At 43.6% G+C, this 11850-nt stretch carries 10 protein-coding genes; 5 read left to right on the top strand and 5 right to left on the bottom strand.

Going from position 1 to position 11850, the window contains the following annotated elements; genetic code table 11:
• The first annotated feature begins 159 nt into the window (after positions 1–159).
• Complete coding sequence (locus CXF69_RS10660) at positions 160–981, top strand: thiazole synthase (RefSeq protein ID WP_101205496.1); 822 nt, start codon at positions 160–162, stop codon at positions 979–981.
• Between the two features lie 174 nt (positions 982–1155).
• Positions 1156–2595, top strand: a complete 1440-nt coding sequence (locus CXF69_RS10655; RefSeq protein ID WP_102078053.1) for a WS/DGAT/MGAT family O-acyltransferase — start codon at positions 1156–1158, stop codon at positions 2593–2595.
• A gap of 92 nt (positions 2596–2687) precedes the next feature.
• Here the strand turns inward: CXF69_RS10655 and CXF69_RS10650 are convergent, their stop codons facing one another.
• A complete protein-coding gene (locus tag CXF69_RS10650) occupies positions 2688–3515 on the bottom strand; it encodes an inositol monophosphatase family protein (RefSeq protein WP_057758174.1) in 828 nt (275 codons plus the stop codon).
• Between the two features lie 343 nt (positions 3516–3858).
• A complete protein-coding gene (gene dxs / locus CXF69_RS10645; protein ID WP_102078110.1) occupies positions 3859–5931 on the bottom strand; it encodes a 1-deoxy-D-xylulose-5-phosphate synthase in 2073 nt (690 codons plus the stop codon).
• A gap of 633 nt (positions 5932–6564) precedes the next feature.
• On the opposite strand from dxs, the gene ribA reads away from it, so the two are divergent.
• The 3 genes from ribA to CXF69_RS10630 all read left to right on the top strand — a co-directional run bounded on the left by ribA (position 6565) and on the right by CXF69_RS10630 (position 9174).
• Positions 6565–7293, top strand: coding sequence for a GTP cyclohydrolase II (gene ribA, locus CXF69_RS10640; RefSeq protein WP_102078052.1), 729 nt, complete (start codon positions 6565–6567; stop codon positions 7291–7293).
• A gap of 7 nt (positions 7294–7300) precedes the next feature.
• On the top strand, positions 7301–8311 hold the full coding sequence (gene hemF, locus CXF69_RS10635; protein WP_102078051.1) for an oxygen-dependent coproporphyrinogen oxidase: 1011 nt from the start codon (positions 7301–7303) through the stop codon (positions 8309–8311).
• 386 nt (positions 8312–8697) lie between these two features.
• Positions 8698–9174: a c-type cytochrome gene (locus CXF69_RS10630; protein WP_102078050.1), complete on the top strand. Its 477-nt coding sequence runs from the start codon at positions 8698–8700 to the stop codon at positions 9172–9174.
• 129 nt (positions 9175–9303) lie between these two features.
• On the opposite strand, the gene CXF69_RS10625 is transcribed toward CXF69_RS10630, so the two are convergent.
• The 3 genes from CXF69_RS10625 to CXF69_RS10615 all read right to left on the bottom strand — a co-directional run bounded on the left by CXF69_RS10625 (position 9304) and on the right by CXF69_RS10615 (position 11768).
• Positions 9304–10281, bottom strand: coding sequence for a mechanosensitive ion channel family protein (locus CXF69_RS10625; RefSeq protein ID WP_102078049.1), 978 nt, complete (start codon positions 10279–10281; stop codon positions 9304–9306).
• A gap of 72 nt (positions 10282–10353) precedes the next feature.
• A complete protein-coding gene (gloA, locus tag CXF69_RS10620; RefSeq protein ID WP_102078048.1) occupies positions 10354–10917 on the bottom strand; it encodes a lactoylglutathione lyase in 564 nt (187 codons plus the stop codon).
• Between the two features lie 212 nt (positions 10918–11129).
• A complete protein-coding gene (locus CXF69_RS10615; protein ID WP_057758161.1) occupies positions 11130–11768 on the bottom strand; it encodes a carbonic anhydrase in 639 nt (212 codons plus the stop codon).
• Between the last annotated feature and the right edge of the window lie 82 nt (positions 11769–11850).

The raw sequence follows: 11850 nt of genomic DNA, 5'->3' as shown, positions 1-11850 counted from the left end.
TATACCTATCGCCTAGCACATATGATTGCTATCAAATTTAGCATATCATGCCTTTTTTTGCTGATAGCTTGCCATTGTCTATTACACCTTTTAGATTGCTTAGATTACCCATCATATTTTGTCTGTCCCTTCTCCCGCTCGATATTAGGATTTTCCGTTATGTCAGAGAACGTTAGCACTACTCATCCAACACCACTTTTACAAGATACCTTTACTGTCGGTAGTCGTACCTTTTCTTCGCGTCTGTTAGTCGGTACCGGTAAATATAAAGACATGACAGAGACTGGAGAAGCCATTGCCGCTTCAGCAGCCGAAATCGTGACCGTTGCTATTCGCCGTGTCAATATTGGGCAAAATAGTGATGAGCCTAACTTATTAGATGTGATTTCACCTGATAAATATACGATATTACCGAATACTGCTGGCTGCTTTGACGCCGAAACAGCCATTCGCACTTGTAAGCTTGCTCGCGAGTTATTGGGTGGGCATAATTTGGTTAAGCTTGAGGTATTGGGTGATGAAAAAACCTTATATCCAAACGTTATGGAAACTTTAAAAGCCGCCAAAGTATTGATCGATGATGGTTTTGAAGTAATGGTTTATACGTCAGATGACCCTATCGTCGCACAAGAATTAGAAAGTATGGGCTGTGTCGCTATTATGCCGCTTGGCAGCTTGATTGGTTCAGGACTTGGTCTACTCAATCGTCATACGCTTAGCTTAATAATCGAAAACGCCAAAGTACCCGTATTGGTTGATGCTGGTGTCGGTACTGCGTCTGATGCTGCACTTGCAATGGAGCTTGGCTGTGATGGCGTACTGATGAACTCAGCCATTGCCAATGCACAAAACCCGGTAATGATGGCACACGCAATGAAACATGCTATGTGGGCAGGCCGCGCTGCGTTTTTGGCAGGTCGTATGCCTATGCGTAAGATGGCTACTGCCAGCTCACCACAGACTGGGTATTTCTTTCAATAAATTGAAGTATAGATGACATGTCATAATAGAGCGTGTTGAGTATTTACGTATAGTGCTGTCAGTGCTATGGTTGATTGCTTAACACGCTCTATAAAATAATAAAAAATGTTATTTGATTGAATATCTACTTATTATAATTTTCACATAACACTTATCGTCATAAAAGGATTTATTATGCGACTTCTCACAGCAGTCGACCAGTTGTTTCTACTTCTTGAGTCGCGTAAACAGCCCATGCACGTTGGTGGACTGTTTGTATTTGAATTACCAGACAATGCGGATAGCGATTTTGTCTATCAATTGGTAAAACAAATGCAAGAGTCTGATGTGCCGCCCAGCTTTCCTTTTAATCAGGTACTTGAACATTTAGCCTTTTGGAAAAAAGACAAAGATTTTGATGTTGAGCATCATTTGCATCATGTCGCGCTACCAAGTCCTGGACGCGTACGTGAACTATTGATGTACGTCTCAAGAGAACATGGACGTTTATTAGATCGTGCCATGCCTTTGTGGGAATGTCATGTCATCGAAGGTATACAGCCAGAAGTCGAAGGTGGACCTGAACGTTTTGCATGGTATTTTAAGATTCATCACTCTTTGGTTGATGGCATCGCAGCGATGCGTTTGGTTCAAAAATCCTTATCACAATCGCCAACCGAACCAGTGACCCTCCCTGTCTGGTCGTTGATGGCGCGCCATCGCAACCAAGTAAACGCTATCTTACCTGCCGAACGATCTATTAGGGGCATCATAAAAGAGCAGATATCTACCATCAAACCTGTATTTACAGAATTGCTAGATAATGTGAAAAACTACGGTGATGAAGGGTACGTCGGTACTTTTGACGCCCCAATGAGTATCTTGAATAAACGTATATCAGCTTCACGACGTATAGCTGCACAGTCTTATGATATAAAGCGGTTTAACGATGTCGCTGAAAGGCTCAAAATTAGTAGGAACGATGTGGTACTGGCGGTCTGTGCAGGTGCTATTCGCCGTTATCTAATCTCAATGGATGCGCTACCGAGCAAACCATTGATTGCTTTTGTACCGATGTCACTGCGTACAGATAATAGTATCTCGGGCAACCAGCTGTCATTTGTATTGGCAAACTTGGGTACGCATTTGGACAATCCACTGCGCAGGATAGAGCTTATCCATCGTAGTATGAATAACGGCAAACGTCGCTTTCGCCGCATGAACCAAGCGCAGGTCATTAACTACAGTATCGTCTCATACGCGTGGCAAGGCATTAATTTGGCGACAGGACTGTTTCCTAGAAAGCAGGCATTTAACCTGATTATTTCTAACGTACCTGGCTCTGAAAAACCACTGTACTGGAATGGCGCACGTCTGCAATCGTTGTACCCCGCTTCTATTGTCTTTAATGGTCAAGCGATGAATATCACTTTAGCCAGTTATCTAGATAAGATTGAGTTTGGCATTACCGCTTGTAGCAAGGCATTACCTCGCGTACAAGATATGCTGATGCTCATAGAAGAAGAGTTGCAGTTGCTAGAAACTACCAGTAAGGAATTAGCATTCAAAGGCATTACTGTCGAAGATAAAAATGGCAATAAGGGTAATGATAAAACAAAAAAGCTGGCTCCATAATGGAACCAGCTTTTTTCATTCATACTCAATCTAGATATTACTTGAATTTAAATCTTGCAAGCGCTAAACGTTAATACCATTAAGGTTAACGTTTAGATTGCGTCACCCCAGATTGGTACAACTGTTTGCATCAATGGCTTCAGCAATTTCACATTACAAGCGAAGATAGAGCCTGATGTCATAGAGTTGTGCGCGCCAGTATGATCAACCACCACACCGCGTGCTTCAGTCACGATAAGCTCGCCCGCAGCGATGTCCCAAGGCTTGATAGACATCTCAAAATAACCGTCAAAACGACCAGCGGCAACATAGCACAAGTCAAGCGCAGCTGAACCCATACGACGTACCTGACCACCTGCCTCAGATATCTTCTGTAAGCTCTCAAAGTGCTGTTTGGCATAAGAGATAACTTCGCCGTTACGCTTACGCTCAAGCGGATGACCAGTCGTAAAGAAACCACCATCAATGGTTTTGCGCTCGCTCACTTGCATGCGGCGATTGTTCAAGCGCGCGCCTTTACCGCGGCTCGCTGAGAACATCTCATCACGTACTGGATCATAGACCACACCGTGTTGGGTAACGCCTTTATGCTGGACTGCGATAGATACGCAGAACTGCGGTACACCGTGGACAAAGTTCTTAGTACCGTCTAGTGGATCGATAATCCAGCACCAGTCAGCATCTTCGCCGCGACCTTCTTGCATACCAAACTCTTCACCCAAAAATGAATGATTAGGATAGCTGGCTTTTAGCGTCTCGATAGTGAGCTCTTCGCTAAAGCGATCAATGCGGGTAACCAAACCATCAAGTCCTTTAGACTCGATATCTAACTCGATTTTGTGGCGGTTTTGATGCGCATATAAAATCTCTTTACCAACTTTTTCAGCAGTACGCGCTGCGATGACGACCATGGGTTCCATAAATAACCTATTTGCTTGATGAATGAATATAAAAAATAAGACTAACTTTGTGCTCACAACATGCCAAACAGCCGCCGCATCACACCACATCTATGCGATTAAAAACGTGTCTCTTATAAACGAAAACTTATAAAAGACACTCGCATTATACTAAAATTGTTCGATAAAAATGAAAAAACCGTTACGCTGACCAAGCCAGTACTTTGGCGATCATCTAAACTGCGCAAGTTGTAAAAAAGTTAGCACCTACGGCTAGCAGGCGTTTGCTCTGTTTAAGGAGCTTATATCAACTTTAATTAACACATTTTTAGTGCATTAATTTTTTAAAATAATATTGTAACGCTTACGATAAAAGCATTTTAAGCTGTTTAATTACGCCTTCGACATCTAAACCACAGTCAGCCAATTGTTCTGCTTGGGAGCCATGAGCGATAAAACGATCAGGAATACCGATATTAGCAATAGCTGGACGACTTTGCTTAAAGGCTGCCGACTCATTGAGTAAATATTCATTCACTGCACTACCTGCACCGCCCATAATCATGTGCTCTTCTAGGGTTGCTATATGAGTGACCCCTTGTGCTAATAACGTCTCAAGCATTGCTGTATCTAGCGGTTTTACCCAGCGCATATTGACCACCTGTATCCGGCAATCTAACGCTGCATCGTTATTTGTTAAGCTTTCTGCTGCTTGCTGTGCAGTGGCCACCATCGTACCAAAGGCCAAAAGTGCCAATTTGTAAGGTGCATTGTCTTTGCCTAATACTGACTCGACAACCGCTTCACCAACTTTATAAGTTTGAGCTAGCTGCTCAATATCAGCACCTGTGCCTGTACCACGCGGATAACGTACCGCCGTACAGCCTGGATACTCATAGCAAGTATTGAGCAAATGGTAGCATTCGTTCTCATCTTTTGGCGCTGCAATCACCATATTAGGTACACAACGCAAGAATCCGAAATCAAACACGCCAGCATGCGTGGCACCGTCTTCACCAACTAGGCCCGCTCGATCGATGGCAAACATAACGTCGAGATTCTGTAAAGCCACGTCATGAATCAGCTGATCATATCCACGCTGCAAGAACGTTGAGTAAATCGCGACAATAGGTTTGACGCCTTGAGTTGCCATTCCAGCCGCTAGCGTGACAGCATGTTGCTCAGCGATGGCCACATCAAAGAAACGCTGTGGAAAATGACGAGCAAAGTCCGTCATCCCTGAGCCTTCTTCCATAGCAGGGGTGACAGCTAGTAGCTTATCGTCTTCAGCCGCTTTATCACATAAGAACTGGCCAAACACTTGCGAATATTTTAACGCTTGCTTTGTACTTGGTTGTTTTTTTAGCTGCTCTACAGAGTCAGCTTTAGACTTTTCATGTTCTTTATGATTTTCGACTGGCAATTTACTGATTGCGTGATAGCCCACTGGGTCTAATTCTGCTGGTGCAAAGCCTTTACCCTTAGTGGTATAGATATGTACCACTACTGGACCTTTTACTTGCTTCGCCAGTGACAATACGCGCAGTAGCTCAGGAATATTATGCCCATCAAACGGACCAAAATAGGTAAAACCAATCGCTTTGAATAAGTTGTCTTCTAACTGAGGAACATCGCGCATCTCTTTATGACGTTTGCGGCGATCGAACGCCTGCATATCAGGACGGTGGCAAAGTACCGGCTCACCTAACTCAGAGATATCCACTTGATAACCTGACTCCCAAAGCATCGCTAGATGTCGTGAAAATCCACCAATAGAACAAGATATCGACATATCATTGTCGTTTAGGATGACTAGTAAATCAGCATCTTGCTGTACTGCGTCATTCATGGCCTCAAATGCCATACCGCCTGTCATTGCACCATCGCCGATGATGCAAGTAACCGTTTGCTCGCGGCCTTGATAGCGCAGTGCGAGGCTCATGCCCAGACCAGCTGAAATAGAAGTCGATGAATGCCCTACGCCAAATGTATCGTAGACAGACTCTGCGCGCTCTGGGAATGCCGTCAGCCCATCTTTAGACCGGATAGTGCTCAACTGATCACGGCGTCCTGTCAATACTTTATGGGCATAGGCTTGATGACCCACGTCCCATACGATCTGATCGTTTGGTGTGTCTAATAGATAATGCAGTACTATGGTTAGTTCAACCACACCCAAGTTGGCACCGAAATGCCCACCGCTCTGACCAGCTGAATACAACAAAAAAAGACGCAACTCATCAGCCAGCGTAATAAGCTTGGCAGCCGAAAGCCTGCTGAGGTCAGCGGGTGTATCGATTGCATCAAGCAATGGCGTATCAGGACGCACACGTGGAATCTCAGTATAGGTCTGCTGTAAGCTCGATAGCTGGGCAGCAGAATCCAGCGCTGATGTAGATAGGAACTGAGACTTTGGAGAATGAGGTGACTGCTGCATAAACTGTACGATACCTACCAATCTGCTGACAAGACGTGTCTTTAAAATATAGCGGTGACTATAATCAAAAGACGTCAATAATACCTACATCATTATTGATGTAATCGACCATATAATTATTCATGCAACTTTCGTATTTGTATAGCTGCGCTACTTACGACAGTACACACGCTAGCACAATAGACTGCGCGTCAATACCAACGTTTTGATATCAAACTATTGATGCTTTCATACTATTGACAACTGAGGGGTGACATTATGGCCTATTATTTTGCATCAATATCAGATGTTAATGACGACATAGTAGTGCAAGGATAAAGACTTGTCACTGTATCCATCAAAATAGTATGGCATAATAGCATCTTTTTTTAATTGTCGCTTTAATCATCGTGCATCGTCTGTGAATTTTGTGTGTTTTTATAATAAATACAATGAGTACGCTGTCTTTATGAACAGGTTATACTGGTATCATCTTAATCTTAGCAGTAAAGTTTAGATGATATGCTCATCTCAACTAATAGTTATTTCGAAAACAGTAGTTATCTCGAACAGTAACCGGCTCTAACAGCGCTCATCTCGAACAGCAGTAACATACTTTTCACCGCCACGACTTTAGGCTTATGTAGGACAGCAATGTCATATCAATTTATCACTAGTGCCAAATTACCTACTCGTCACGGCGAGTTTGATATTCATATCTTTGAAAATAGCGAAGGTCAAGAGCATGTCATGCTGACCGTTGGTCTAACTGTGGTCGAACAACAGACAGATGTTATAGCTAACCAACCTTTAGACAACATGATACTGAACCAAAAGAACGAATCGATAGCGAAGCAAGTGCCGCTCATTCGCATTCATTCTGAATGTCTGACAGGCGACGCGTTTAGCTCACTGAAATGTGACTGCGGTCCGCAGCTCAATACTGCTATGCAAGCCATCCAAGAGTCAGGTTGCGGTGCGATTTTGTATTTGCGTCAAGAGGGCCGCGGTATTGGTTTGACCAATAAGATTCGTGCGTACGCCCTTCAAGATCAAGGGCATGATACGTTGGATGCCAATCTCATGTTAGGCTTGCCTGCTGATGCGCGTATCTATGATATGTGTGGTCCGATGCTGGCCCATGTCGGTGTCGACGCTGTAAGGCTTATCACCAACAATCCAAACAAAGTCGCTTATCTGACTGAGCATGGTATTGATGTTGTCGAACGGGTGCCATTGTTGGTCGGTGTCAATGATATGAACGCGGAATATCTAGCAACCAAACGTGATCGCATGGGCCACTTGTTTGATAAAAATATCAATCTTGATATAGACGCTTCTCTCGATACAGACCTTAATACCGCCATACACCTGAATAAATAGATATCTTATGAGTATTACAAATACAAATAACGAAACAGACTTATCAACGGTAGCGTCCGTTACGACGCCAACCAATAACGACATCATGCGAGTGCGTGAATTTTTGGTTGATTTACAGGCACGTATCTGTGAATCGCTAGAAGCACAAGAGCGTGATGGCAGCACTAACGACAACGAGTATGCAACCTTTGTACCTGATGACTGGGAACGTCCTGAAGGTGGCGGCGGGCGGTCATGCGTATTGGCAGATGGCGAGGTCATCGAAAAAGCGGGCGTCATGTTTAGCCATATTCATGTACATAACCTCCCCGCCTCGGCGACCGCGCGTCACCCCAATATCGCTGGACGTAAAGCTCAAGCAATGGGCGTGTCACTGGTTGTCCATCCCAGAAATCCAAACGTGCCTACGAGCCATGCCAATGTGCGTTTATTCGTAGCAGAAGCGGAAGGCGAAGCTCCTATCTGGTGGTTTGGCGGTGGTTTTGACTTAACGCCATTCTATCCAGTACTCGCTGATTGTGTACACTGGCATCAAGTTTGTCATGACTTGTGTGCGCCTTTTGGGGACAATATTTACGCTGATTTTAAACAGTGGTGTGATGAGTATTTTCATCTGCGCCATCGTGATGAGCAGCGCGGTATTGGTGGTCTGTTTTATGATGACGTCAGTACCGAGAGTCGTGGCTGGGACTTTGAGACTTGCTTTAACTTTATGAAAGCCGTGGGCAACGGTTATCTTGACGGTATCATGCCGATTTTTGAACAACGTAAAAATACGCCTTATACTGAAGCGCAGCGCGAGTTTCAGCTCTATCGCCGTGGTCGCTACGTCGAATACAACCTGGTCTACGATCGTGGCACGCTATTTGGACTACAGAGTAACGGACGTATCGAGTCAATTCTAGTCAGTATGCCGCCGCTTGCCAGCTGGCACTATCGCTTTGAGCCTGCTGAAGGAACACCTGAGTTTGAGTTGACCGATTATTATCTAAAGCCACGTGATTGGTTAGCACTGTAGTTTTCGTAAATATTGCAATACTCATATTTTTGGAAAATATTAAAAAGGTCAGCTACTATCGCTGGCCTTTTTTATTGTCAGTACTATCCAAACGAGCTACTCTCACGTTATTATTGTAAAAAATATGTCGTGTATTTACCAATACAATCATCGTAACCAACTATAAGCAGTAACAACCAAGTTAAGTTATGCTTATCTAAAATATTACGAGGATATAACAACTATATAATTCCCATCGCCCAGATAACCGTTACAATAGAAGACGTTCTTTATTAGCAACTGTGCTCAGAAGAATTTTAGGCAGTATTTTGTATAACTATATTTTAAGTCAAAGCGAGCGTTTTTAATCGCGCTTACTATTAGCCAAGTTTAAAGGAGTAAGTCATATGGCACAGGTTCATACCAACAAATCTTTCAAATCTCTGTTTAGCGTTACTTTGATGGCGGCTGCACTGGGTCTAACGGCCTGTAGCACTTCAACAGGATCTAACCCTGACGTGCAAGCGCGTCAAGACACCATGAAAAACTGGGGCGACGCAATGGGCGTCATGGGTGATATGGCAAAAGCACCTGATACATTTGATGCCGATGTATTTAAAGAGCAAGCGGCATTCCTAGCAGAAGATGCCGCCAAGCCTTGGGGTCATTTTGAAGACCCAGAAGCGGTAGGTAATGCTACTGAAGCGGTTTGGTCTAATGCTGATGGTTTCAGTGCTGAAGCTGAAAACTTTCAAAAAGTCACTGCTGAGCTAAACGCCGCCGCCCAAAACGCCACTAGCATGGACGATGTTAAGCCTGCGTTTGGACAAGTTGGTGCAAGCTGTAAATCATGCCATACCGACTTTAGAGCAAAAGACGAATAAAGCTTTGTACTTATAGCAAGTAGACACGTATAAAAAAACCGCCATATTAATTGATGTGGCGGTTTTTTAGTTTTCTAAATATTGTGGAAATCAAAGTTTCGAAACTAATTAAATATTTCACCGAGCGCCCTACTCTGCTACTGTTTTATTCACGTCCACAATGTCTTGCTGCTCGTTCATTTTATTAACGATTGCACTCACAGAAGGATCACTCAAATCAATCGTACGTATTGGGAATGGAATGTTTACGCCCGCTGCATCCAACGAGTTTTTGATACCTACAATTACTTGATGAATCGAGGCAACCTTATTGGCTTGCGTACCATCTTCGATAAACCAGCGTACCATGAGATCAATGGACGAACCGCCGAAGCCAGTAGCAATTACACTTGGCGTTGCTTTCTTTGAGACGCTCTCTATCTTATCTAATGCTTTTATAATCTCAGCTTTAGCCGCTTCAATGTCATCTTCATAACCGATACCAACTGCGACTTGCAGACGACGCTGCTTGTAAGCAGTATTAACGGTCAATGCTGAGGTATAGAGATCTGAATTTGGAATCACCACTTGACGGCCATCATAAGTCCTGATGGTAGTTGCGCGGATTTTGATATCTTCGACTGTTCCTTCATAGTCGCCTGAAACGATTTGATCACCGATACGAAACGGCTCTGAAATCAGCAGTAAGATACCAGAGAGCAAGTTTTGGAAGATATCCTTAAAAGCAAAACCGATAGCAACGGAACCAATACCGAGCGCGCCAATCAACTTAGCAGGAGTGAACCCCGGTACCGCAATAACCATCGCTATCATAAAACCAATAAAGAAAATAAGCGCCCCGCCTACCCGCTGAAACACTTTTACCAAGTTCTGATGCCGACTACGGCTACCTAATAATTTGTGAACGATTTTCTTGAAGACAATCGATAAAAACCAAAAAATTAGGATAACGATAATTGATGCGACAAAATATGGGATGCGCTCAACAAAGCCAACCCATATCTCATTTGCCGAACCAAGAATGCTTTGATAGGTCAACCCATTTGTCGTCGTAGACTGCGCAGCTGTCTCAGCACTCAGTGTCGTGTCTGCCTCAGAGGTAGGCATCTGGGTGATACTCCTTTATTCTATTTATTTCTATTAGCGCACTTATCTTAATAGGTGCTGTCGTTATGACAGTTAGCCCATCAAATCGGCCTGTACGATTTCGATCCAGTAGCCGTCTACATCTTTGATAAAGGCAATGTTTTTCATACTGCCATCTTCTGGACGTTTTTTAAATTCGACGTCGTTTTTATCAAACCAAGCAACCGCTTCATCCAAGCTTGGAACGCTAAAACAAATATGACCAAAACCCTGTGGATCCTGATTGCCGTCATGATAGCTAAAGTCAGCTTTTGTCTCGGTGCCGTAGTTGTGCGTCAACTCTAAAATACCACGTTGACGGAAAGCAAAGATTTCTAAGTCATCGCCAGTTGGCAAGTTTTCGCGCTCGCTTTCGGTCAACTTAGCCAAGAAATATAAATCGAATCCCATGTCAGGGAACTTCTTAACGGCAAGCAAGGTCATACCCAAGACACCAGTGTAAAACTCTAGCGATTTAACAGGGTCTTTGACACGTAGCATGGTGTGGTTAAAAGTAAAACCGGTCGTCTGTGATGAGATTGGCTGAACACCATCAGTATTAACGCTGCTAGCAGGTTGGTCTAGTGCGTCGTTATTGTTGTTAGATGAAGTAGACATAATTATCCTAATATAATTCAAAAAATAAAGGCAAATCACGATTGTCGTAATTTGCGTCGTTCTCTTATCATAATAAAAAATGGCAAGGTAATTGATAGGGTTTTGTAAGAAGCTGAATAGGAATTGTTAAACTATCGATATCTATGAAGCCTATCAATAATTTAACAAATGGCTCAAAGCTGCCTTAAATATAGCTTAATTGAGGACATATCCTAACTGTCTAAAAAACGCACTTTTCCTGTCTCAAGATCATACTCAGCACCGACTACCAGCAGTTGGCCACTATTGGTTAAGTCCTCTAATGCCCGTGAGCCATGCTTTAGCTGACTGACTGACATGCGCACGTTGGCACGGATAGAACGGTCAACCAATTCATCTGCATCGACGTCTTGACCATTGGCAGTTGCCAGTTCGTGCAAGTTATAAACGCTTGGACGAATACGATCTACGATGGACTGCAAGTTAGGTGAATAGTTTTGTTCAGGATTAATCAGTGTCTCAACGCAAGCCGTGACAGCACCGCATTTTGAATGTCCAAGCACCACTACCAATTGCGTACCGAAGGCTTCGGCTGCAAACTCGATTGAACCAATCTGCGATGGTGCAACCACATTACCTGCGACTCGTATAACGAACAAATCTCCCAAACCTTGATCAAAGACAATCTCAACGGGTACTCGTGCATCCGAGCAACCCAAAATAATGGCCAATGGATTTTGATCCTTGACCAACTCTGGACGGCGCTGCATATACTCATCGGTACTGGTGAGGCTATCAACGTAGCGTGCATTACCTGCTTTTAAAAGCTCAAGTGCTTCTTGACCTGTGGTTGGACGTATATCGGTAGGCATGAGAGATCCTTTATCATCAATAATATTAGAGTTATAAGCTGTTTTGCATACATGTATTCCAGCACAGACTGACTAATTATCG

The organism is Psychrobacter sp. Choline-02u-9 (assembly GCF_002836505.1).
Classification (GTDB): Bacteria; Pseudomonadota; Gammaproteobacteria; order Pseudomonadales; family Moraxellaceae; genus Psychrobacter.
Note: the sequence above shows the minus strand (reverse complement) of the source record. Positions and strands in the feature narration are given on the sequence as shown.

What these genes read in the sequence shown, in the direction of transcription:
- CXF69_RS10660 (WP_101205496.1), top strand. Translation starts at nt 160, where the DNA reads ATGTCAGAGAACGTTAGCACTACTCATCCAACACCACTTTTACAAGAT.
- CXF69_RS10655 (WP_102078053.1), top strand. Translation starts at nt 1,156, where the DNA reads ATGCGACTTCTCACAGCAGTCGACCAGTTGTTTCTACTTCTTGAGTCG.
- CXF69_RS10650 (WP_057758174.1), bottom strand. Translation starts at nt 3,515, where the DNA reads ATGGAACCCATGGTCGTCATCGCAGCGCGTACTGCTGAAAAAGTTGGT.
- dxs (WP_102078110.1), bottom strand. Translation starts at nt 5,931, where the DNA reads ATGCAGCAGTCACCTCATTCTCCAAAGTCTCAGTTCCTATCTACATCA.
- ribA (WP_102078052.1), top strand. Translation starts at nt 6,565, where the DNA reads ATGTCATATCAATTTATCACTAGTGCCAAATTACCTACTCGTCACGGC.
- hemF (WP_102078051.1), top strand. Translation starts at nt 7,301, where the DNA reads ATGAGTATTACAAATACAAATAACGAAACAGACTTATCAACGGTAGCG.
- CXF69_RS10630 (WP_102078050.1), top strand. Translation starts at nt 8,698, where the DNA reads ATGGCACAGGTTCATACCAACAAATCTTTCAAATCTCTGTTTAGCGTT.
- CXF69_RS10625 (WP_102078049.1), bottom strand. Translation starts at nt 10,281, where the DNA reads ATGCCTACCTCTGAGGCAGACACGACACTGAGTGCTGAGACAGCTGCG.
- gloA (WP_102078048.1), bottom strand. Translation starts at nt 10,917, where the DNA reads ATGTCTACTTCATCTAACAACAATAACGACGCACTAGACCAACCTGCT.
- CXF69_RS10615 (WP_057758161.1), bottom strand. Translation starts at nt 11,768, where the DNA reads ATGCCTACCGATATACGTCCAACCACAGGTCAAGAAGCACTTGAGCTT.